This window comes from Burkholderia sp. Bp8984 (assembly GCF_003853755.1).
In the GTDB taxonomy this organism is placed as follows: Bacteria; Pseudomonadota; Gammaproteobacteria; order Burkholderiales; family Burkholderiaceae; genus Burkholderia.
The window spans coordinates 37,493-58,729 of the sequence record NZ_QTQN01000031.1 but is presented as its reverse complement, the minus strand read 5'-3'; the positions used below and the strand labels follow the sequence as shown (position 1 = coordinate 58,729).

General features: G+C 66.8%; 20 protein-coding genes. 10 read left to right on the top strand and 10 right to left on the bottom strand.

The annotated features are described in order from the left end of the window. Window positions 1–130 precede the first annotated feature (130 nt). Window positions 131–976: a M15 family metallopeptidase gene (locus tag DID98_RS26875; RefSeq protein WP_044845915.1), complete on the bottom strand. Its 846-nt coding sequence runs from the start codon at window positions 974–976 to the stop codon at window positions 131–133. A gap of 121 nt (window positions 977–1,097) precedes the next feature. Here DID98_RS26875 and DID98_RS26870 point away from each other — a divergent pair, with 121 nt between their 5' ends. After that, on the top strand, window positions 1,098–2,063 hold the full coding sequence (locus DID98_RS26870) for a phage tail protein (RefSeq protein WP_124571715.1): 966 nt from the start codon (window positions 1,098–1,100) through the stop codon (window positions 2,061–2,063). 204 nt (window positions 2,064–2,267) lie between these two features. Then, complete coding sequence (locus DID98_RS26865) at window positions 2,268–3,296, top strand: transporter (protein ID WP_124571727.1); 1,029 nt, start codon at window positions 2,268–2,270, stop codon at window positions 3,294–3,296. A 181-nt stretch (window positions 3,297–3,477) separates the two neighbouring features. Here DID98_RS26865 and DID98_RS26860 read toward each other — a convergent pair whose 3' ends face one another. Beyond that, on the bottom strand, window positions 3,478–5,646 hold the full coding sequence (locus DID98_RS26860; protein WP_124487880.1) for a M1 family metallopeptidase: 2,169 nt from the start codon (window positions 5,644–5,646) through the stop codon (window positions 3,478–3,480). Between the two features lie 644 nt (window positions 5,647–6,290). Here DID98_RS26860 and DID98_RS26850 point away from each other — a divergent pair. The 4 genes from DID98_RS26850 (at window position 6,291) to DID98_RS26835 (ending at window position 9,545) form a co-directional block, all read left to right on the top strand. Further along, window positions 6,291–6,785, top strand: coding sequence for an LEA type 2 family protein (locus tag DID98_RS26850; RefSeq protein ID WP_124522203.1), 495 nt, complete (start codon window positions 6,291–6,293; stop codon window positions 6,783–6,785). Between the two features lie 167 nt (window positions 6,786–6,952). After that, a complete protein-coding gene (locus tag DID98_RS26845; RefSeq protein ID WP_124487883.1) occupies window positions 6,953–7,285 on the top strand; it encodes a YegP family protein in 333 nt (110 codons plus the stop codon). A 146-nt stretch (window positions 7,286–7,431) separates the two neighbouring features. Beyond that, window positions 7,432–8,565, top strand: coding sequence for a class I SAM-dependent methyltransferase (locus DID98_RS26840; protein ID WP_124571714.1), 1,134 nt, complete (start codon window positions 7,432–7,434; stop codon window positions 8,563–8,565). 89 nt (window positions 8,566–8,654) lie between these two features. Continuing rightward, entirely contained in the window at window positions 8,655–9,545 is an 891-nt protein-coding gene (locus DID98_RS26835) for an SAM-dependent methyltransferase (protein WP_044845909.1), read from the top strand. Window positions 9,546–9,651: 106 nt separating this feature from the next. Here the strand turns inward: DID98_RS26835 and DID98_RS26830 are convergent, their stop codons facing one another. Both DID98_RS26830 and DID98_RS26825 read right to left on the bottom strand, forming a co-directional pair. Beyond that, entirely contained in the window at window positions 9,652–10,224 is a 573-nt protein-coding gene (locus DID98_RS26830) for a DUF1415 domain-containing protein (protein ID WP_124571713.1), read from the bottom strand. Window positions 10,225–10,306: 82 nt separating this feature from the next. Beyond that, the gene (locus tag DID98_RS26825; RefSeq protein ID WP_124487887.1) at window positions 10,307–10,930 is read right to left on the bottom strand and encodes a TetR/AcrR family transcriptional regulator; all 624 of its coding nucleotides are present in this window, start codon (window positions 10,928–10,930) and stop codon (window positions 10,307–10,309) included. Window positions 10,931–11,146: 216 nt separating this feature from the next. Between DID98_RS26825 and DID98_RS26815 the strand changes: the two genes are divergently transcribed. From DID98_RS26815 to DID98_RS26805, 3 genes are all read left to right on the top strand, one after another. Further along, a complete protein-coding gene (locus tag DID98_RS26815) occupies window positions 11,147–12,430 on the top strand; it encodes an MFS transporter (RefSeq protein WP_124487888.1) in 1,284 nt (427 codons plus the stop codon). 157 nt (window positions 12,431–12,587) lie between these two features. After that, window positions 12,588–13,193, top strand: a complete 606-nt coding sequence (locus DID98_RS26810; protein WP_124571712.1) for a nitroreductase family protein — start codon at window positions 12,588–12,590, stop codon at window positions 13,191–13,193. Between the two features lie 358 nt (window positions 13,194–13,551). Next, on the top strand, window positions 13,552–14,802 hold the full coding sequence (locus DID98_RS26805) for an Hsp70 family protein (RefSeq protein WP_124571711.1): 1,251 nt from the start codon (window positions 13,552–13,554) through the stop codon (window positions 14,800–14,802). A gap of 103 nt (window positions 14,803–14,905) precedes the next feature. On the opposite strand, the gene DID98_RS26800 is transcribed toward DID98_RS26805, so the two are convergent. After that, window positions 14,906–15,109 (bottom strand): cold-shock protein, encoded by a 204-nt coding sequence (locus DID98_RS26800; RefSeq protein WP_006477070.1) that lies wholly within the window; start codon window positions 15,107–15,109, stop codon window positions 14,906–14,908. Window positions 15,110–15,530: 421 nt separating this feature from the next. Here DID98_RS26800 and DID98_RS26790 point away from each other — a divergent pair, with 421 nt between their 5' ends. Continuing rightward, complete coding sequence (locus tag DID98_RS26790; protein ID WP_124522197.1) at window positions 15,531–17,129, top strand: APC family permease; 1,599 nt, start codon at window positions 15,531–15,533, stop codon at window positions 17,127–17,129. Between the two features lie 115 nt (window positions 17,130–17,244). Here the strand turns inward: DID98_RS26790 and DID98_RS26785 are convergent, their stop codons facing one another. The 5 genes from DID98_RS26785 to prfA form a co-directional block, all read right to left on the bottom strand. Next, entirely contained in the window at window positions 17,245–18,036 is a 792-nt protein-coding gene (locus tag DID98_RS26785; protein WP_059607887.1) for a class III extradiol ring-cleavage dioxygenase, read from the bottom strand. A gap of 224 nt (window positions 18,037–18,260) precedes the next feature. After that, entirely contained in the window at window positions 18,261–18,857 is a 597-nt protein-coding gene (locus tag DID98_RS26780) for a UbiX family flavin prenyltransferase (RefSeq protein WP_124522195.1), read from the bottom strand. Window positions 18,858–18,870: 13 nt separating this feature from the next. Further along, on the bottom strand, window positions 18,871–19,182 hold the full coding sequence (gene grxD / locus DID98_RS26775; RefSeq protein ID WP_011883132.1) for a Grx4 family monothiol glutaredoxin: 312 nt from the start codon (window positions 19,180–19,182) through the stop codon (window positions 18,871–18,873). A gap of 67 nt (window positions 19,183–19,249) precedes the next feature. Continuing rightward, window positions 19,250–20,092 carry a peptide chain release factor N(5)-glutamine methyltransferase gene (gene prmC, locus DID98_RS26770; RefSeq protein ID WP_124571710.1) on the bottom strand — a complete coding sequence of 281 codons (843 nt, stop codon included), beginning with the start codon at window positions 20,090–20,092 and terminating at the stop codon, window positions 19,250–19,252. Between the two features lie 7 nt (window positions 20,093–20,099). Next, window positions 20,100–21,182 carry a peptide chain release factor 1 gene (gene prfA, locus DID98_RS26765; protein WP_044845899.1) on the bottom strand — a complete coding sequence of 361 codons (1,083 nt, stop codon included), beginning with the start codon at window positions 21,180–21,182 and terminating at the stop codon, window positions 20,100–20,102. Between the last annotated feature and the right edge of the window lie 55 nt (window positions 21,183–21,237).

Sequence of the window (21,237 nt, the reverse complement as noted above, 5' to 3'; positions counted from 1 at the left end):
AAAACGGAAGCGGCTGCCTGAAAAAATCGCGCAACGGAATGCCCGATCGTTTGCGCCGCCCAAATCGTTTCCTGCCGGGTGATTAAAAAGCCCCATGCCGCCCTCATTATTTCTTGTCCGGCAGCCCTGACTAGCTGCCGCGTCCCAGTTTAAAACCGGGTTTATGGTATTCCACGTGCCCGAGATCCATCATTTTCCAACGGCCTCCCCAGGTCAGGCCGACTTGCTCGGCGACCTGTCCGTACAACTGGTAGCCGCGCATCGCCCAGGGATCTTTCTCGGAAATGACCAGCTTGCCGTCGCGCAGAAACGCGTTGTCGGCCGCGAGCCCGAACTGGTGATAACTCTGGAAGGCCGCCGCATTGGTCACGTTGGTGCCCATCTGCGCGAGCCGGTTCTGTCGTTCCGGACTCCGATAACCTTCCAGCAGCGCCATCTCGTAACCATATTGTTCGTGCATGATCTTGTAGACCAGCAGCAAACGCGTACGGAAATCGGGATCCAGCAGGTTCCAGTCGCGGCTTGCATCTCTCAGCGCAGGCCGTACCTGTTCGACTTCCTTCGTGGCAAAGACTTCCGGCGGCAACGGCGGCGGCGGCACGAGCTGTTCGCCCTGCAGCAGCGCGGCGATCTTCTCGTCAGGCACGCGCGCCGTGTCGTCGTACTGAAATAATTGCCGACCGCGTAACGCAATGGCCACCAATGGCGGCGTCGCAAGAATACCTGCCGACACCATAATCATCAAGCGCCGCCGGATCAGTAAATTTTGCACGTCACTTAATGCGCCGCGCGTAACGGTTGCCGATTTAACAATTTGACTTCGCGTACGTGCGGCGTGATCGTTCGCGCGGCGCGTCAGGCGGCCGCGAAACTGGGCGACGGATTCGAAAACGGTCGCGCGGATACCCGGTAAAAGCAACAGTGCCGCAACCGCGACGGCAAGGGCGAAATAGGCGACGAGTGCGACGGCAATCAACGAAATCCCCGGAAATTGGAATTGATTGTGTTTTGCAATGCTTGCTCTTAGAATCAGGCTGCTTTGAGAGGCCGGGCTATATTATCGCGGTGAATTAAACCAGGATTCAATGAGACGCTGAATGAGTGCGCCGGAAAATTCAAATTCGAAAACCCCGCCCAGCCTGCTATCCGATACCAAACCGGCAGGCGGGGGCGAACCGCAGCAGTCGCGCATTCTCGCGAATCTGGAAGGACGTGTCACGCCGCCGGCCGAACCGCCGCGCCGTTCGTTGAAGGGGCCGATCGCGGCCGTCGTCGCGCTCGTGGTCGCCGTCGGCGGCTGGGGCGCATGGCGCTGGCAGCAGCAATCCGGCGAGGCGGCCGTCGTGGCCGCCGCGCCCGTGCAGGCACCGGCGAAGGCCGAGCCGGCCAGCGCCGCCGCCGTGCAGGTCGCGCAGAATGCCGCGTCGGCTGTGCCCGTCGTGCAAACGGCGACGATCGTCAACGACGATGCCGCGTCCCAGGTCGTTGCGTCCGCATCGGGCGCGTCGGGCGCGGACAACAGCCGCTTGTCGCGCGCGCTCGCGAACGGTGCCGACGATGCATCGGGCGCGGCCACGGCGGGCGCCGTCGCCGCGACGGCTGCCGCAGCAGCGGCGACGACGAAATCCGCGAAGGCCGACGCCACGAAGAGCGACAAGGTCGCCGCCCGCAGCAAGGCCGATGCGAAGGCCGACGCGAAGGCGGAGGCTCGCAAGCATCACAAGGAACAGCAGGCGGAGCTCGCGCAGGCGAAGAAGCGTCGCGAAGCGACGACCCGTACCGCGAGCGCGAAGGCGTCCGGGAAGGACGACCCGGATGCGGACCTGCTCGCCGCGCTGGTCGCCCGCACGAAGCCGGCCGACAAGAAGGCCGCCGCGCAGAAGGGGCAGGTCGTGCCGACCAAGACGGCCGCCGCGACGGGCGGTTCGCTCGCATCGCGCGTGAAGGATTGCGCGGAGCGCGGCTTCTTCGAGGATCAGCTGTGCCGCTGGCGCGTCTGCGACGGCCACTGGGGCAAGGATCCGGCCTGCCCGACCGCCGCGCAGTCGGAGACGCGGCAGTAACCGGCATCACACCAGCCTGCACATCGCACCTGCGCCGCCCACCGGGCGGCGCGTTGTTTTTGGGGACGTCTTACGCCGGACGGCAGGATGTGACAATGTCACGAAAATGCCGCATGCATCGGGCATACGTTTCCTTCCATTTCCCGGCGTGGCGCCGCAATGCGCGATGCGCGGCGCGGCGAGCGCCGCACGACCTTCGACACGATGGACCTGATCGTACAGACTTACGGCGCCGATACGTCCGGCATGGTGTGCGGATTCCGCTTCGTCCCGGGCGGATCGGGCGCGATGCTCGATGCCGATGCGGCCGCCGCATGGCTGCGCACGTGCCGCGAGCGCGATGCGGCCGCATCGGACGATTTCGTCTGGCTGCACTTCAATCTCGCGCACGGCGCGAGCGAGCGCTGGATGCGCACGCACCTCGGATTGCCCGACAGCTTCTTCGAATTCCTCCACGAAGGATCGCGCTCGACGCGCATCGAGCAGGAGGACGGCGCGCTGCGCGCGATCGTCAACGACGTGATGTTCAACCTCGAGCTGACGCCGTCGGAAATCGCGACGCTGTTCGTCCACGTCGAGCGGCGCATCATGGTCACCGCGCGGCTCAAGCCGCTGCGTTCGGTCGATACGCTGCGCGCCTGCGTGCGCGACGGCGAGCGGTTCCGGTCGCCGGCCGAACTGCTCGTGCACCTGCTGCGCGACCAGGCCGACCTGCTGATCCAGATCATGCGGCGCACGAGCATCGACGTCGATCGCATCGAGGATCGCTTCCTGTCGCAACGGCTCACGTCGAACCGCATCGAGCTCGGCGCGATGCGCCGCACGCTGACGCGGCTGCAGCGCATGCTGGCGCCCGAGCCCGGCTCGATTTTCCGGCTGCTCGCGAAACCGCCCGCGTGGCTGCACGCCGAAGACGTGCAGGAGCTGCGCGAATCGACCGAAGAGTTCTCGCTGGTGCTCGCCGATCTGTCGGGGCTCAACGAGCGGATCAAGCTGTTGCAGGAAGAGATCGGTTCGCGGCTCGACGAGCAGAACAACCGGACGCTGTTCACGCTGACGCTCGTGACCGTGATCGCGCTGCCGATCAACATCGTCGCGGGCTTCTTCGGGATGAACGTCGGCGGCGTGCCGTTCTCGGAGAACAAGCACGGGTTCTGGCTGATGGTGCTGCTGGTCGCGGGCTTTACCGCACTCGCCGCGTGGTGGGCGTTTCGCCGGCGCGACGATCGCTAGGGCCCGTTATTGGCGTGAACAGGCGCCAGGTCGGCATTGGCGCGGCGCCGCACGCGGCGGCAACAAAAAACAGGCCCCGCATCCGGGGCCTGCGATAGGCGGTGAAGGGACGTGAAGGGACATGAAGCGTCGAACGCCGGCCGGCGCCGCGTATCGCGCGGCACCGGCCGGCCGGATCACGTTACTGAACCAGCGTCTTGCGCGGCTTGAACATGCCCTGGTAGCGCAGCGACGGACGTTCCTTCACCGTCGGCGCGATGCCGCCGAAGCTCGGCGTCTGGCGCAGCTTCATCGCGGCCGGCGAAGCGACCGAGCCGATCGACGTCGAACGCGAAGCCGGCGCGAGGTTGTTCGCGACGAGCAGCGCGGCCTCGCTCTTCAGGTTCGCGAGCAGCACCGGATCGACCGAGCTGTTGACCTGCGTGAGCAGGCCGCTCCACGCGGCGTCGCTGTAGTTCACGACGTAGTAGTCGAGACCGCTCGGATCCGCGACCACGCCCGTGCAGCCGTCGATCCGCGTCTGCGTCTGCGTATCCTTCAGCGCGAGCGTCGTGCGTTTCGCGAGACCCTGGCCGTACGCGAGCGTGATCGGTACCGTCCACTGCAGGCCCGGATACGCGTTCTTGTTCGGGAACGGCTGCTGTTTCAGCGTGACGACCGTCTGGTTCTTCGTCATGTCGCACTGCGTGTCGAGCGAGATCAGCGGCACGCCCGTCTGGCGCACGTAGCTGTCGCCGATCGGGCCGACCGCCTGGCCGCTTTCCTTCGACAGCGCATCCCACAGGCGCTTCGGCGTGCCGTTGCCGAACGAGTAGTCGACCAGGTATTGTTGCAGGCCCTTTCGCAGCGTCTGCTCGCCGAGATAGTTCTCGAGCGTCTTCAGCACATGGCCGCCCTTGTCGTACGTGAACGCGCTCGCGCTCAGCACGAAGTCGTTCGACGCCCAGTCGTTGAAGTTCGGCGCGACCGGGAACGCGTTCGGGCCGATGTCGCGATTGATCACGCGATACTTGTTCTTCACCTGGTCGAGCCAGCTGAACTCGTCGGGGAAGAACTGGATCGTCGTCTTCGTCTCGAAGAACGTCGCGAACGACTCGTTGAGCCAGACGTTGTCCCACCAGTCGGCCGTGACGAGATCGCCGAACCACTGGTGCGCGACTTCGTGCGTCAGCACCTCGTTACCGTAGCGCGACATCGGCTGGCCCGGTTGCGGCAGGATGTCGTCGGCGAACTCGAGGATCGACCCCCAGTTCTCCATCCCGCCGAAGTTCAGGTCCTTCTGCTCCTTGAACGCGTCGTTCGCGGCGACCGTATCGAACTTCGTCAGCGGCAGCGGGATACCCGTGTAGCGGTAATAGAAATCGAGCGCCTGCTTGGTGCGGTCCATCGCCGGCTTGGCCCAGTCGCTCATGCCCGGCGGCGTGAACACGCGCAGGTGCAGGCCGCCCTTGCCGCCCGGCAGCGGGCTCGAGAAGTCGTCCTCGTAGGTGTCGAACATGCCGCCGCCGAAGAACAGCAGGTACGACGGCATCGGCGGCGTCTTCTCGAACTGCACGAGCTTGTAGCCGCCGCCGACGTTGGTCGACGGCTTCTCGGCCGCGTTCGACACGACGCGCCAGTTCTGCGGCACTTCGGCCGTCACTTCATAGGTCGGCCGGAAGGCCGGCTCGTCCCAACCCGGGAACCACTGGCGCGACAGGTTGGTTTCGCCCTGCGTGAGGATCGCGCCGCTCGTCTTGCCGTCGGTGCCCTTCAGGTCGACGCGGAACACGCCTTCGGCGGCCGAGCAGCCCGGATACGGGTCGTCGCCGCAGCTGCCGCCCGTCTGCGTGGCCGGATCGTCGTACGACTTGAAGTTGATGATGCCGGACCATTCCATGTGCAGCGAATAGTTGCCCGGCGCGATCGTGCCGGCGACGGGGCGCAGCTGGTAGAAGTCGCCCTTGTCCTGCGGCGTCGCGATCAGCTGGATGTTGCCCGGCTGCAGCGTGATGCGGCCGTTCGTGAACTTGATCCGGTGGCCGGCGATCACGATGTTGTTGACCGGCTTCAGCACCTTGATCTCGACGTCGGCGCGCCCGTCGAACGCGTTCAGCGCATCGTTCGGGCGGAACCACAGCCGGTAGTTGACCGGTACCACGGTGTCCGGCAGCTCGACGGGCGACACGCTCTTGTCGACGTTGGAGGCTGACGGCGGCGTGTTGGCGGCGGGCGACGAGCTCGAGTGCGGCGCGCCGGCGGAGCTGAGTGCGGAAGCCGAGCCGACGCCGCTGTCGTCGCCGCCGCACCCGGCGAGCGCGAGTGCGGCAACCAGCGGCAGGTAACGCATCTTGTGAATGTTGATCGACATGACTGAAACCTCGATTGTTGAAAGAATCGTTCAGTGCTGCGAAAACGCCGGCAAAAGAAATCCCTCGCCGTTAATCAACAGCGACGAGAAATGCCAATGACGGATTATTCGAAAAGACGGCCGGCCGACTACGTGAAGGTAATCATGGTTTACTGCCCCCTCTGTGTTTCCGGATGTCGGTTAACTGGCCGGTTCAAAATGGCCGGGCGCGGGTTGTACTGAATTGATTTCGCGCGCACGACACGGGGCCGCCCGCCCTGTGCGGGCGTGCATTCCCTTTGAACCGACGACCCACGGGGCTGGCCGTACCAGGCCGCAGGACGGAAGGACGGCGTGTCGCCGTTCCGTAAAATCGCCGTCATACGGCTTGAAGGTTTGTCGGCCTGCTCGAAGGATGCGTAAATATACTTGATGGTTTTGGGTAAAGGAAACGAAAAAATTAGAAAGTGCTTCTCTTGAATTTTTCGCGCGCCATTGAATGCTGGGAGGCATTAATTCGCTTTCTGTTTAGCCGTTCGTTTCCGTAGTTTTAATCTATTAACGATCTCGCCGATGCGCGAAAACTACGAATCAGGGCGTGGCGCGGCGCGCTCGGTACAATGCGGCGACGACCCGCCGATCGATTGCCGCAAGGAGGCCAGCCCATGCCACGAGCCCTGTTCCGTATCGCGCCGCTGCGCGCCATGCTGCTGCTGTTCGCCGCCGTCTTCGCGCTCGGCGGGTGCGCGGGCCTGACGCGCGAGCCCGTGAGCGTGACCGTCGCCGGGCTCGACCCGCTGGCCGGACAGGGCCTCGAGATGCGCTTCAGCCTGAAGCTGCGCGTACAGAACCCGAATGACACGCCGATCGAATACGACGGCATTTCGGTCGCGCTCGACCTGAACGGCACGCCGTTCGCGAGCGGGGTCAGCGATCGCTCGGGCGTCGTGCCGCGCTTCGGCGAGGCCGTGATCGACGTGCCGGTTTCGGTGTCGGCGTTCGCCGCCGCGCGGCAGGCGTGGAACCTGCCCGGCGCGGCAGCCAGCGGCGAGTTGCCGTACGCGCTGCGCGGCCGGCTCGCCGGCGGCGTGCTCGGCACCGTGCGTTTCAGCGATGCGGGCACGTTGCGCATGCCGGCGACGCCGGGGTGGGGCGGCTAGACGATGCCTGCGCGACGCCCCGGATGCCGGACCGGACGAAGCGGCGTGATTGCAGCGCCGTCTGACGATTCCTGACGATCGTGTTTCGTGCGCCTTACGTTTTGCGCTGCAATCGCGTTTAGACTGCCTCGGTCCGGAGGGCCGGACGACTTTTTCGAGAGGGCACCATGGCAGCGAAATTCGTCATCAAGAAAGCGAACGACGGGCAGTTCCTGTTCCACCTGAAGGCCGCCAACGGCGAGATCATTCTGCGCAGCGAGCTGTACAAGACCAAGGCGTCGGCGGAAAACGGCGTCGCGTCCGTGCGCAAGAACGCACCGGACGACGCGCGCTACGAGCGCAAGACCGCGAGCAACGGCCAGTTCATGTTCAACCTGAAGGCCGGCAATCACGAGATCATCGGCACGAGCGAGCTGTACAAGGCTGAAGCCGGCCGCGAGAACGGCATCGCGTCGGTGAAGCAGAACGCGCCGGGCGCGGCGCTCGACGACCAGAGCTGACACGCCGCGAGCATCGCGCGGGTGGCGGCCAGGGCGGTCGCCCGCGCTTTGCCGCGCGGGCAAAGCGCGGTATGGTGTGGTCCGCGCGGCGCACTCCGGTAGTCCGGTAGCGCCGCCTGTCTGAAGCCAACCGTAGCCGAGCTCGCGTGACCGATTTCCCCGTTTTCCACTGGACCGACGCCGACGGCGCCGAACATGCCGTGCGCTGGCGCTCCGAAGCCGGCGTGCAGCCGCCGAAGCGCGCCGTGCCCGCCGACGACCGCCTCACCGCCGACGCGGCGTACCGCCTCGCGTGCGAGGGCACCGCGCTCGTCTGGCAGGGCGATTTCCAGAATGCACGCCAGCTCGTGCAGGCGATGGCGCGCCGCGTCGAACGCAAGCCGAAGAAGGCGAAGGCCGCGGTCGGCGTCGACGCGTTCAACCTGCACCGGCTCGCGCAATCGCAGCGCGCCCGCACGCTCGGGATGCTGCTGATCCCGCTCGACGCCGACTACACGATCCCGCTGCGCCGCGCGCCCGACGTGCGCGCCGCATGCGAGGAAGCATACGGCCCGGGCGGCGCGCCGTCGGTCGTGTCGCTGCGCGAACTGCTCGGCCTCGTCGGCGCGCACGAATGGCGCAAGAAGGGCGTGCCGATCCCGGCGCTCGGCGGCGCGCCGATCCATCCGCATTACGGCGTGTTCTCGCCGGTGCGCGGCGAATACGTCGAACTCGTCGCGCGCACGCCGCTGCCCGCGACCTCGCTCGCGTTCGATATCGGCACTGGCACCGGCGTGCTCGCGGCCGTGCTCGCGTCGCGCGGCGTCGAGCGCATCGTCGCGACCGACCAGGATCCGCGCGCGCTCGCATGCGCCCGCGAGAACGTCGCGCGGCTCGGTCATGCCGGGCGCGTCGACGTCGTCGAAACCGACCTGTTTCCGGCCGGCCGCGCGCCGCTCGTCGTCTGCAACCCGCCGTGGGTGCCGGCCCGTCCGAGCGCGCCGATCGAATACGCGGTCTACGATCCCGACAGCCGCATGCTGCGCGGTTTCCTCGCGGGGCTTGCCGACCATCTCGAACCGGGCGGCGAGGGCTGGCTGATCCTGTCCGATTTTGCCGAGCATCTCGGCCTGCGCCCGCGCGACACGCTGCTGCAATGGATCGACGAAGCCGGCCTCGTCGTGCTCGGCCGCGAAGACATCCGCCCCGCGCACCCGAAGTCGGCCGACGCGGACGATCCGCTGCACGCCGCGCGCCGCGCCGAGGTCACGTCGCTCTGGCGGCTCGGCGCGCGAGCCTGATCGCGTATTTTCGGTAAACTGTCGCCATTCCTCACGAATTCCCGCCGCCGGGCCGTGGTCGACCGACCGTGGCCCGGCGCCGTTTCACGATGTCGAACAAGACCTACGAAATCCGTCCGGAGCAGTCCGTCGAGCTGCTGAAGGAACTGCACATCCTGACCCGCGACGGCAAGCTGAACCAGGACAGCCGCCGCAAGCTGAAGCAGGTCTATCACCTGTTCCAGTTCATCGAGCCGCTGCTCGCGAGCGTGCAGGCCGACAAGGGCGGCGTGACGCTCGTCGATCACGGCGCCGGCAAGTCGTATCTCGGCTTCATCCTGTACGACCTGTTCTTCAAGCAGCAGCCGGGGCACGGCACGCCGGCGTTCGCGTCGCACGTGTACGGGATCGAGACGCGCGAGGAACTCGTCACGCGCTCCACCGAACTCGCCGCGCGGCTCGGATTCGGCGGGATGTCGTTCCTGAACCTGTCGGTCGCCGATTCGATCACGTCGCCGAAGCTGCCCGAAACGGTCGACGTCGTCACCGCGCTGCATGCGTGCGACACGGCGACCGACGACGCGATCCGGTTCGCGCTCGCGAAGCGCGCGCAGCACATCGTGCTGGTGCCGTGCTGCCAGGCGGAGGTCGCGGGCGTGCTGCGCAAGAACAAGGGCAAGTCGCTCGCGAACGCGCTGACGGAAGTGTGGCGGCATCCGCTGCATACGCGCGAATTCGGCAGCCAGATCACCAACGTGCTGCGCTGCCTGCAGCTCGAGGCGCACGGCTACCAGGTGAGCGTGACCGAGCTGGTCGGCTGGGAGCATTCGATGAAGAACGAGCTGATCATCGCGCAGTACAAGAACTTGCCGCGCCGCAAGCCCGGCGAGCGGCTGAACGAGATCCTCGGCATGTTCGGGCTCGCCGAACTGAACGAGCGCTTCTTCGCGCCGGCACCCGCGGCGGCGGCCGGCGAGGCCGTCGAGCAGTCCGCGGACTGAGGCGGATCGAGGCGACCGAGGCGGACCAAGGCGGACCAAGGCGGACCAAGGCGGACCGACGCCCGGCCCCCGTCCGCCGCGCGCCAGCCACCCGCCGCGCGACGCGTCAGACGTCGTCGCCCGGCCGGCGCATCCATTCACGCCAGCCGTCGTGGCCGAGGCGGCGCAGCGTTTCCTGGTTTTTCTCGTAGATCGCGGATGCGTCCGGGAACGCATCGACCGCGCGCGCGATGCTGTCCTCGCGCAGCAGGTGCAGGATCGGATACGGCGCGCGGTTCGTGTAGTTCTCGATGTCGTCGGCTTCGCTGCCTTCGAACCGGTACTCGGGATGGAAGCTCGCGATCTGCAGCACGCCGTCGAGTCGCAGTTGCCGCACGAGCCGCTCGGCGAAGAACAGCGCATCGTTGTAGTCGACGAAATCCGCGAACGCGCGCGGATAGATCACGAGCGTCGTGTCGACCTGCTGCGGATCCGCCGCTTCGAGCGCGCGCAGCTCGGTTTCGAGATCGGCGAGCACATCCTCGAGCGTCGTCGCTTCGCTGATCGCATAGCGTACCTGTTCCTTCACATAGACACTCTTCGCGAACGGGCACAGATTGAGCCCGATCACCGCGCGCGCGAGCCAGTGCCGCGTGGCGGCGAGAATGTCGTCGTGGGAGTCGGGGCGGGTATCGGTCATGGCGGAGGCGGTCGGGCGAAGCGGCAGCGAGGGCCGCATTGTAGCCGGAGCGGGCACGCCGGGTCGGCGCGTGCGCCGCCCGTCACGCGCAGGCGGCGTCGATCAGCTGCGTGGCCAGCGCGGGCGCGGTGCCGATCGGCGTTTCGCCGTGCCGGTAGGTCTGGCTGGCCGCGTAGATGCCTTCGACGATGAGCGCGAGCGCGTCGGCGAGCGCTTTCGGCTGCCGGGCGCCCGCGCCTTCGCACAACTCGAGGAGCCGCTTCATCAGCTGTTCCTTGTTCTGCGCGACGCGCTCGCGCGCCGGATGCGACGTATCCGGGAATTCGGCCGCGACGTTGACGAACGGACAGCCGCGATAGTCCTTCTGCGTCGCGCGTTCGGCCAGATCGACGAAATACTGGATCAATTGCGCCTTCGGCTGGCCCGGATGCTTCGCGACGCTCGAATCGAGACGCTCGAAGAAGCACGCATCCATCCGTTCCAGATACGCGAGGATCAGCTCGTCCTTCGACGAGAACTGGCGGTACAGGCTCATCTTGTTGACGCCCGCGCGCTCCACGACCGCCTCGACGCCGACCGCGCGCACCCCTTCCTTGTAAAACAGCTCCTCCGCGGCGCGCAGCAGGTGTTCCTGCGCGGCGGCCGCGGCGATCGGCCGGCGCGTGCGGCGTGCCGGCGGCTTGTTGGCGGCCTCGATGCCCGACATGATGACCCTCGACTGCGTGGTGAATTGCTTGACATGTTACCGACTGGTAACTACGATCGCAACACACTTGTGACCGATCGGTAACAATGCCGACCGGATCGACAGACAAATGCCACGTATCGGCCCGGGTCAGCCGATGCAGCGTGCGGCGGAGGTGGCCCGGAGGTGAGGCGGGGCTGGCGCGCGAGCGCGGCCAGCCAACTGGAGAGCGACAACATGAACTGGGCAGTGACACGAATCGGCGGGCGCTTCCACTACGGATGGCTCGCGGCGGCGGTGGTTTTCCTGATCCTGCTGGCGGCGGCCGGCACGCGCGCGACGCCGAGCGTGCTGATGGTGCCGCTCGAGCGCGAACTCGGCTGGAGCCGCGCGGCGATTTCGCTGGCGATTTCGGTGAACATCGCGCTGTACGGCCTGACGGGCCCGTTCGCGGCCGCGGCGATGCAGCGTTTCGGGCTGCGGCCGACGATCCTGACCGCGCTGGTGACGATGGGCGCGGGCGTCGCGCTGTCGTCGATGATGACGCAGAGCTGGCAGATGGTCGTGATCTGGGGGCTGATGGTCGGCTGCTCGACCGGCGTCGTCGCGCTGACGCTGTCCGCGACTTTCGTCACACGCTGGTTCCATGCGCGGCGCGGGCTCGTGATGGGCATCCTGACCGCGAGCACGGCCACCGGCCAGCTCGTGTTCCTGCCGATGCTCGCGGCGATCGCGCAGCGCCACGGCTGGCGGCCGGTCGTGCTGGTCGTCGCGGTGGCGGCCGCGATCGTGATTCCGCTGGTCGCGTTCCTGCTGCCCGAGCGACCGGCCGACGTGCAGCTGCGCCCGTACGGAGAGCCGGCCGACGCGCCGGCGGCGCCCGACGCGACGAAGGAGAACCCGCTCGCGGTCGCGTTCCGCACGCTGCTGACCGCGAGCCGCTCGCGCGACTTCTGGCTGCTGTTCTTCAGCTTCTTCATCTGCGGCGCGAGCACCAACGGCTACGTTGGCACGCACCTGATCGCGATGTGCAGCGACTACGGGATGTCCGAAGTGCAGGGCGCCTCGCTGCTCGCCGCGATGGGCGTGTTCGACCTGTTCGGCACGACGCTGTCGGGCTGGCTGTCCGACCGCTACGACAACCGCGTGCTGCTGTTCTGGTACTACGGGCTGCGCGGGCTGTCGTTGATCTACCTGCCGCATGCGTTCGGCATCGACTTCTTCGGTCTGCCGCTGTTCGCGATGTTCTACGGGCTCGACTGGATCGCGACCGTGCCGCCGACCGTGCGGCTGGCCACCGACGTGTTCGGCAAGGCCGCGGCGCCGGTCGTGTTCGGCTGGATCGTCGCCGGCCACCAACTGGGCGCGGCGTTCGCGGCGCTCGGCGCGGGGCTGCTGCGCGCGAGCCTCGGCACCTATACGATCGCGTCGATGATCTCGGGCGCGCTCTGCATCGTCGGTGCGCTGATCGTGCTGCGGATCAATCGCGGCCCGTCCCGCGCGGCCGCGCAGGCCGCCTGAGCGCGGTGCGCCGGCCGGCCCGTGCGCGGGTGCGGCCGGTCAATGCAGGATCGGTGATTTGCATTGCGCGGGATGACCGGGCGCGCGACGGCTCAAGCGGTTATGCTTGCGGTTCGCCGGGCGTTCGCGCCCTTCATCGATGTCAGCGAGGAACCGCATGTCCGTCAAACCTGCTCCCACCACTGTTTCGATTCACGACCTGATCGCCGGCCGCTGGAGCCCGCGCGCGTATTCGGACGAGCCGATCAGCGCCGCCGATCTGCACGCGGTGCTCGAAGCGGCGCGCTGGGCGCCGTCCGCCTACAACGCGCAACCGTGGCGCTTCATCGTGTTCGATCGCACGCAGGACGAAGCGGCGTTCAAGCACGCATTCGCGACGCTGGTGCCGTTCAACCAGGGCTGGAACGCGCCGGCGCCGGTGCTGATCGCCGTGACCGCGCATACGCTCACGCCGAAGGGCGAGCCGGCGCCGGCCGCGCTGTACGATGCGGGCGCGGCCGCGATGTCGCTGGTGCTGCAGGCGCACGCGCTGGGTCTCGCCGCGCACCAGATGAGCGGCTTCGATGCGAAGGCGTTCCGCGATGCGTTCGAGATTCCGGCCGACGTCGCGATTCCGGCGATCATCTCGCTCGGCCACTACGGCAACGTCGACAAGCTCGACCCGGTATTGCGCGAACGCGAAAAGGCGCCGCGCACGCGCCATGCGATCGGCGAGGTCGTGTATGCGGGCGCATGGAAGAAGGGTTTCGACGCCGCGGCCTGATGGTGCAAGCGGGCAGGCGTGCGTCGAGCACCTTGTCCGCACCGGTTGCCGGTGCGCTGCAGGCGGGCAGCGGGGCGCGTCGGGCACCCCGTCTGCACCTGTCGCCGGTGTGCCGCAAGCGGGTGCCGGGGCGCGTCGAGCACTCTGTCCGAACCTGTCGCCGGTGCGCCGCAAGCGGGCGGCGGGGCGCCTCGGGCACCCCGTCCGCCCCTGTCGCCGGCATGCCGCAGGCGCGCCTGATCTCCGCCCGGGCCGGTTGCACCGCGCCGGCGGCCGCCCCCGGTTGTGATCCGGCGGGCTTCATGTTAAAAAGCCCGTCCTTTCCGTTTTCGCGCCGGCCATGCTGCGGCACCTTCCCATGACTTACTGCGCGATCGATTTCGGCACGTCCAATTCCGCCGTGGCCCTGCCCGACGGGGACGCCATGCGCCTCGCGCCCGTCGAGGGCGACCACCTGACGCTGCCCACCGCGATCTTCTTCAACAACGACGAGCAGACGGTCGAATACGGCCGGGCGGCGCTCGCGTCCTATATCGACGGTTTCGACGGCCGCCTGATGCGCTCGATGAAGAGCATCCTCGGCTCGCCGCTCGCGGAAACGACGACGGATCTCGGCGACGGCAGCGCGATGGCGTACACGGAGATCATCGCGCGCTTCCTGACGCACCTGAAACGCAAGGCCGAAGCGCGCGCCGGCGCGCCGATCGGCCGCGCGGTGCTCGGCCGGCCGGTGTTCTTCGTCGACGACGATCCGCGCGCCGACCGTCTCGCGCAGGACCAGCTCGAAGCGGCCGCGCAGTCGGTCGGGTTCGCGGACGTGCATTTCCAGTACGAACCGATCGCGGCCGCGTTCGACTACGAGTCGCGCCAGCAGGCCGAGCGGCTCGTGCTGGTCGCCGACATCGGCGGCGGTACGTCGGACTTCTCGCTGGTGCGCGTCGGGCCGGAGCGGATGGCGCGCCTCGAGCGCAAGGACGACGTGCTCGCGCACCACGGCGTGCACGTCGCGGGCACCGATTACGACCGGCGCGTCGAGCTGGCGGCGATCCTGCCGGCGTTCGGCTACCGCGCGCTCGATCCCGAGGGACGCGAGCTGCCGAACCGGATCTACTTCGACCTCGCGACCTGGCACCTCATCAACACGGTCTACACGCCGAAGCGGCTGGGCGAGCTGAAGCTGATGAAGCACCTGTACCAGGACGTGCGGCAGTACGACCGGCTCACGCGCGTGGTCGAGCAGCGGCTCGGGCATGCGCTGATGGCGCGCGCGGAAGAAGCGAAGATCGGCGTGGCGGCGGGCGGGGAGACGATGATCGACCTGAACGACGTGGAAGAGGATCTGCAGATCGCGTTCGACGCCGAACGCCTGGTCGACGCGAGCATCGACGACACGGCGCGCATCGTCGATGCCGCGCGCGAAACGGTGCGGCTGGCGGGCGTCGCGCCGCGCGACGTCGGCGCGCTGTATTTCACCGGCGGCTCGACCGGGCTCGCGTTCCTGTCGGGTGCGCTCGCCGGCGCATTCCCGGACGCGCAGCCGGTGTTCGGCGATCGCCTCGCGAGCGTCGCGACCGGGCTCGGCATTCACGCGCAGCGGCTGTTCGGCTGACCGGAGGCCATTCTCGATCGGCGGCGGCCGCATGGCTGCCCGCGCCGGAAAACAAAAAGCCCCGCCGAAGCGGGGCTTTTTTACACGAATTATCGCGCCGAACTTAGACCGGACGGATGTTCGCAGCTTGCAGACCCTTCGGGCCCGTCTTCACTTCGAATTCAACCTTCTGGTTTTCTTGCAGCGTCTTGAAGCCTTCGACGCGGATTTCCGAGAAGTGCGCGAACAGATCGTCGCCGCCGCCTTCCGGGGTGATGAAGCCGAAGCCCTTTGCGTCATTGAACCACTTGACGGTACCGGTTGCCATGTTACTTGTTCCTAAAAAGATAAAACGGGGCCGAGGCCCATGGGGTGCGGAAAATCAAGGAAGGGGGTAATGGGACCAACCGGAGTACCGTTGATGGGCGAACTACGAAAGAACCAATTCACTCGCCGCTTGAAATCCTGCAACGTTGTTTATACGGGTAATCGGTCGCGCGGTCAACCGGATTTCCATGCACTCAGGGTTATTGCGGAGTTAAGGTTTACAAACCTTGCAAACGATGCGACTTTTTTGTAGGGGCCGAACGATTTTGGCGCCAACTTGGAGGTGCAACCGTTAAACTACGCGCCGCGTGGACGGGTTGCCCCGATCGGGTGATCCTTCCCCCCAAAATTGCATGCGCGCTGCTGTCCGAGCCGATCCCGGACCGCGGGCCGACCATGCTTTTTGAGACATAGGAGAGGATGTGAAGAGTTCTATTCAACGGAACATCGGCCCGTTTGCACTGATGCTGACGGGGCTGGGTTCGATTATCGGTTCGGGCTGGCTGTTCGGCGCCTGGAAGGCTGCGAAGATTGCCGGTCCGGCGGCGATTTGCGCATGGATCATCGGCGCGGTCGTGATTCTCGCGATTGCGCTGACGTACGCTGAACTCGGTGCGATGTTCCCCGAGTCGGGCGGCATGGTGCGCTACGCGCGCTACTCGCACGGTTCGCTGGTGGGCTTCATCAGCGCGTGGGCGAACTGGATCGCGATCGTATCGGTGATCCCGATCGAGGCGGAAGCGTCGATCCAGTACATGAGCACGTGGCAGTATCCGTGGGCGCATGCGCTGTTCGTGAACGGCGAGCTGACGACACCCGGCCTGCTGCTGTCGGCCGTGCTGGTCGTCATCTACTTCATGCTGAACTACTGGGGCGTCAAGGCCTTCGCACGTGCGAACACCGCGATCACGATCTTCAAGTTCCTGATCCCCGGCCTCACGATCCTCGGCCTGATGCTGTCGAGCTTCCACTCGGAAAACCTCGGCACTGCATCGAATGCAAGCTTCGCGCCGTACGGCTGGTCGGCCGTGCTGACCGCGGTCGCGACGAGCGGTATCGTGTTCGCGTTCAACGGCTTCCAGAGCCCGGTGAACCTGGCCGGCGAAGCGCGCAATCCGTCGCGCAGCGTGCCGTTCGCGGTGATCACGTCGATCCTGATCGCACTCGTGATCTACGTGCTGCTGCAGATGGCGTACATCGGTTCGGTGAATCCGGCCGACGTCGCGAAGGGCTGGTCGCAGTTCAACTTCTCGTCGCCGTTCGCCGAACTCGCGATCGCGCTGAACCTGAACTGGCTCGCGATCCTGCTGTACGTCGACGCGTTCATCAGCCCGAGCGGCACCGGTACGACCTACATGGCGACGACCACCCGCATGATCTACGCGATGGAGCGCAACAACACGATGCCGAAGATGTTCGGCAACGTGCACCCGATCTACGGCGTGCCGCGCCAGGCGATGTGGTTCAACCTGCTCGTGTCGTTCATCTTCCTGTTCTTCTTCCGCGGCTGGAGCTCGCTCGCGGCAGTGATCTCGGTCGCAACGGTGATCTCGTACCTGACCGGCCCGATCAGCCTGATGGCGCTGCGCCGCGCGGCAACCGACATCGAGCGTCCGCTGTCGATCCCGCTGATGAAACTGATCGCACCGTTCGCGTTCGTCTGCGCGTCGCTGATCCTGTACTGGGCGAAGTGGCCGCTGACGGGCGAAATCATCCTGCTGATGATCGTCGCGCTGCCGGTGTATTTCTACTTCCAGGCGAAGTCGGGCTGGACCGGCTGGGGCGCCGACCTGAAGGCCGCATGGTGGCTGGTCGCCTACCTGCCGACGATGGCCGTGCTGTCGCTGGTCGGCAGCAAGGAGTTCGGCGGTTACGGCGTGCTGCCGTACGGCTGGGACATGCTGATCGTCGCGGCAATCTCGCTGGTGTTCTACTTCTGGGGCGTGAACACCGGTTACCGGACCCAGTATCTCGACGAGCGCGAGTCGCACGACGAGATCCTTGAAGGGGTCGGTGCCTGACGCCTGACCTGCCACCGGAATCGGCGGTGGCGGAAAGCGCAAAAAAGCCCGTCCGAGCGATGCTCGGGCGGGCTTTTTATTTGTGCTCGGCGCTTGTGTCGCCGTGTCGCGCGATTCAGGCGGCCGCGCTTGCGAACACGTAGTTCGTCATCGCGAGCACGCGTTGATACGTGCCGAGCGACTGGATGCCGAGCTGGTAGTCGTCGTCGGCTGCGCCGAGCGCGGTGAACACCGGCAGCAGGTGCTCGTCGGTCGGATGCATCAGCGCCGCGTGCGGCGCCTGACGGCGATAGTCGAGCAGCGCGTCGACGTCGCGCGCGGCGAGCTTCGCCTCGAACCAGTCGGTGAATTCCGCGACGCGCGGGTCCGCATCCTCGGGCGCCGCGCTGAAATCGGCCGCGCGCAGGTTGTGCGTGATCTGGCCCGAGCCGATCACCATCACGCCTTCGTCGCGCAGCGGCCGCAGCGCGCGGCCGAGCGCGAAGTGATGGGCCGCGTCCGCACGCGGCTGGATCGACAGCTGCGCGACGGGTACGTCGGCCTCCGGGAACATCAGCAGCATCGGCACCCACGCGCCGTGGTCGAGACCGTGCTCGGTCGTCGCTGTCGCGATGCCGGCCGCGTTCAGCAGCGCGGCCGCCCGCTCGGCGACCTCGGGCGCGCCCGGTGCCGGGTAGCGGATCTCGTACAGTGCGCGCGGGAAGCCGTAGAAGTCATGGATCGTTTCCGGGTGCGCGGCCACGCTCGCGACCGGCTGCTGCGTGCCCCAGTGCGCGGACAGCATCAGCACCGCGCGGGGGCGCGGCAATTCGGCGCCGAGGTGCGTGAATGCGCCGGACGGCAGCGTCGGGTCGATCGGCAGCGTCGGGGCGCCGTGTGACAGGTAAAGCGAAGGCAAGCGGTTCATGGTGGGGAGCCTGCAATAGTGGGTTGCCTGTGACTATAGGCGCGCACCGAACATTGATAAATCGGCTTGCCGGAATTTGATTGAATCGCAATGGTTGATAATTCGGCCGATTCAGGTGCGCGGGAGCAGGCGCGGGGAGGCTGGGCGCAGCTGGATCGAACCGGGAGGCGGCCGAATCGACGAAGATGCGTGGAGAACGGCGCCGAAGCGCCGCGTCGAGCGGCTTACCGTGCGGGCCGGATGCCGGCCCACGGCGTCGTCATCGGTGCGCTGAGCGCGAACAGGTCGAGCACGCGCGTGACGGTCTGATCGACGAGTTCCTCGATCGTCTTCGGCATCGCGTAGAACGCGGGCAGCGGCGGAAACACGATGCCGCCCATTTCGGTCACGGCGGTCATGTTGCGCAGATGCGCGAGGTTGAACGGCGTTTCGCGCACCATCAGCACGAGACGGCGGCGTTCCTTCAGCGTGACGTCGGCCGCGCGCGTGATCAGGTTGTCCGACAGGCCGTGCGCGACGCTCGCGAGCGTCTTCATCGAGCACGGGGCGATCACCATCCCGTCGGTTGCGAACGAACCGGACGCGATCGTCGCGCCGACATCGCGTACCGAATGCACGACATCCGCCCGGCCTTCGACTTCGGCCTTCGACAGCTGCAATTCATGCTGGATATTGAGCCAGCCGGCGTTCGAAACCAGCAGATGCGTTTCGACGCCGCCGGCGGCGCGCAGCAATTCGAGCAGCCGCACGCCGTAGACCGCGCCGGTGGCGCCGGTGATCGCGACGATCAGCCGGCGTGGCGGCGCGCTGGGAGATGCCATCGGGAACGGGGCGTTACGCGGCGGCGAACAGTTGCTGCAGTTCGCCCGACTGGTACATCTCCATCATGATGTCCGAGCCGCCGATGAATTCGCCCTTCACGTACAGCTGCGGGATGGTCGGCCAGTTCGAGAATTCCTTGATGCCCTGGCGGATCTCGTCGTCCTCGAGCACGTTGACCGTCTTGAACTGGTCGACGCCGCAGGCTTTCAGCACCTGCACGGCGCGGCCCGAAAAGCCGCACATCGGGAATTGCGCGTTGCCCTTCATGAAGAGCACGACCTGGTTTTCGTCGACGATTTGCTTGATACGTTGTTGGGTGTCCATGACTGACCTTGCGTTGGCGGGGCGTTAGAACGAAATGATAGCGGATTTCAACCGGGCGGGCCGGCCGTCAGACGGGCCGGCGGCCGCCCGTGGTGCGTTCGATCGCGGCGAGATCGGCGAGCGATTCGACCGCGACGAAGCCGCGTGACACGAGCAAGGCACGCACGGCTTCGGCCTGGTCGTAGCCGTGCTCGATCCAGAGCGTGCCGCCCGGTTTCAGGTACGCGCCGGCGCCTGCGACGATCGTGCGGATCGCGCTGAGGCCGTCGGCATCGTCGGTGAGCGCGCCGCGCGGCTCGAACCGCAGGTCGCCCTGCGCGAGGTGCGGATCGTGCTGCGCGATGTACGGCGGATTGCTGACGATCGTGTCGAACGCGAGCGTCGGCTCGAGCGCGGCGTACCAGTCGCTCTGCAGCCAGTGCAGCGGGCCGCCGGGGCGGCGCGCGTCGAGCAGCTTGTGCGCGTTGCGCCGGGCGACGTCGAGCGCGGCCGATGAGCGGTCGAGCGCCCACACGCGTGCGTCGGGCCGTTCGGCGGCGATCGACACGGCGATCGCGCCGCTGCCGGTGCCGAGATCGAGCACGGCCGGATGCGGGCGACCGTCGATCGCGTCGAGCGCGGCTTCGACGAGGAGTTCGGTTTCGGGGCGCGGGATCAGCACGTCGGGCGTCACATCGAACGGCCGGCCGAAGAATTCGCGCATCCCGACGAGCTGCGCGACCGGCTCGCCCGCGACGCGGCGCGCTTCGAGCGCGCGGTAGCGCGCGATCGCGGCGGGCTCGAGCGGGGCGTCGCCGCGCGTGATCAGCTGCGTGCGGGTCCAGCCGAGCGCGTACGCGAGGAGCACGCGCGCATCGACCGGGTCGAGCGGCGACGCGCGCAGCAGATCGTCGGCGGTGGTGTCGGGCATCGCGACCTCAGTCGGTGTCGCCGAGCGACGCGAGCAGTTCGGCCTGGTGTTCGGTGACGAGCGCGCCGATCAGTTCGTCGAGATCGCCGTCCATCAGCGCCTCGAGCCGGTACAGCGTGAGGTTGATCCGGTGATCGGTCATCCGGCCCTGCGGGAAGTTGTACGTGCGGATCCGCTCCGAGCGGTCTCCTGAGCCGATCAGGCTCTTGCGCGTTGCCGCTTCCTTCGCGTGCTGCTCGTGATACTGCTTGTCCTTGATGCGCGCGGCGAGCACCTTCAGCGCACGATCCTTGTTCTTGTGCTGCGAGCGGTCGTCCTGGCACTCGACGACGATCCCGGTCGGGATGTGCGTGACGCGCACCGCCGAATCGGTCTTGTTGATGTGCTGGCCGCCCGCACCCGACGCGCGGAACGTGTCGATCCGCAGGTCGGCCGGATTGATCTCGACCTCGCCGATTTCGTCGGCTTCCGGCATCACCGCGACCGTGCAGGCGGACGTGTGGATGCGCCCCTGCGTCTCGGTCGCCGGCACGCGCTGCACGCGATGGCCGCCCGATTCGAACTTCAGCCGCGAGTAGGCACCCTGGCCGGCGATCCGCACGATCACTTCCTTGTAGCCGCCGAGATCCGACGGGCTCTCCGACATCATCTCGACCTGCCAGCGCTGGCGTTCCGCGAAGCGCAGGTACATGCGCAGCAGGTCGCCCGCGAACAGCGCCGATTCGTCGCCGCCGGTGCCCGCGCGGATTTCGAGGAAGATGTTGCGGTCGTCGTTCGGGTCCTTCGGCAGCAGCATCTTCTGCAACTCGCCTTCGAGGCGAACCATGCGTTCCCGCGCGCTGCGAATCTCGTCTTCGGCGAAATCCCGCATCGATGCATCGGCGACCAGCTCCTGCGCGGCCGTCTCGTCGCTGCGCGACTGGCGCCACAGCGCGTACTGCTCGACGACCGGGCCGAGTTCCGCGTGTTCGCGCGTCAGCTTGCGGTACTGGTCGAGGTCGGCCGTGACGTTTTCGCGGCTCAGCAGGTCGTTCAGTTCGGCCAGCCGGATAGACAGCTGGTCGAGCTTGCGTTGCATGCTCGTCTTCATGGTGTGGAGCGACGCTCCCGGACAAAAGGGGTATTCGAAAAGGATAGGCCGGCGC

What these genes read in the sequence shown, in the direction of transcription:
- DID98_RS26870 (WP_124571715.1), top strand. Translation starts at nt 1,098, where the DNA reads ATGAGTGCGCCGGAAAATTCAAATTCGAAAACCCCGCCCAGCCTGCTA.
- DID98_RS26865 (WP_124571727.1), top strand. Translation starts at nt 2,268, where the DNA reads ATGGACCTGATCGTACAGACTTACGGCGCCGATACGTCCGGCATGGTG.
- DID98_RS26860 (WP_124487880.1), bottom strand. Translation starts at nt 5,646, where the DNA reads ATGTCGATCAACATTCACAAGATGCGTTACCTGCCGCTGGTTGCCGCA.
- DID98_RS26850 (WP_124522203.1), top strand. Translation starts at nt 6,291, where the DNA reads ATGCCACGAGCCCTGTTCCGTATCGCGCCGCTGCGCGCCATGCTGCTG.
- DID98_RS26845 (WP_124487883.1), top strand. Translation starts at nt 6,953, where the DNA reads ATGGCAGCGAAATTCGTCATCAAGAAAGCGAACGACGGGCAGTTCCTG.
- DID98_RS26835 (WP_044845909.1), top strand. Translation starts at nt 8,655, where the DNA reads ATGTCGAACAAGACCTACGAAATCCGTCCGGAGCAGTCCGTCGAGCTG.
- DID98_RS26830 (WP_124571713.1), bottom strand. Translation starts at nt 10,224, where the DNA reads ATGACCGATACCCGCCCCGACTCCCACGACGACATTCTCGCCGCCACG.
- DID98_RS26825 (WP_124487887.1), bottom strand. Translation starts at nt 10,930, where the DNA reads ATGTCGGGCATCGAGGCCGCCAACAAGCCGCCGGCACGCCGCACGCGC.
- DID98_RS26815 (WP_124487888.1), top strand. Translation starts at nt 11,147, where the DNA reads ATGAACTGGGCAGTGACACGAATCGGCGGGCGCTTCCACTACGGATGG.
- DID98_RS26810 (WP_124571712.1), top strand. Translation starts at nt 12,588, where the DNA reads ATGTCCGTCAAACCTGCTCCCACCACTGTTTCGATTCACGACCTGATC.
- DID98_RS26805 (WP_124571711.1), top strand. Translation starts at nt 13,552, where the DNA reads ATGACTTACTGCGCGATCGATTTCGGCACGTCCAATTCCGCCGTGGCC.
- DID98_RS26800 (WP_006477070.1), bottom strand. Translation starts at nt 15,109, where the DNA reads ATGGCAACCGGTACCGTCAAGTGGTTCAATGACGCAAAGGGCTTCGGC.
- DID98_RS26785 (WP_059607887.1), bottom strand. Translation starts at nt 18,036, where the DNA reads ATGAACCGCTTGCCTTCGCTTTACCTGTCACACGGCGCCCCGACGCTG.
- DID98_RS26780 (WP_124522195.1), bottom strand. Translation starts at nt 18,857, where the DNA reads ATGGCATCTCCCAGCGCGCCGCCACGCCGGCTGATCGTCGCGATCACC.
- grxD (WP_011883132.1), bottom strand. Translation starts at nt 19,182, where the DNA reads ATGGACACCCAACAACGTATCAAGCAAATCGTCGACGAAAACCAGGTC.
- prmC (WP_124571710.1), bottom strand. Translation starts at nt 20,092, where the DNA reads ATGCCCGACACCACCGCCGACGATCTGCTGCGCGCGTCGCCGCTCGAC.
- prfA (WP_044845899.1), bottom strand. Translation starts at nt 21,182, where the DNA reads ATGAAGACGAGCATGCAACGCAAGCTCGACCAGCTGTCTATCCGGCTG.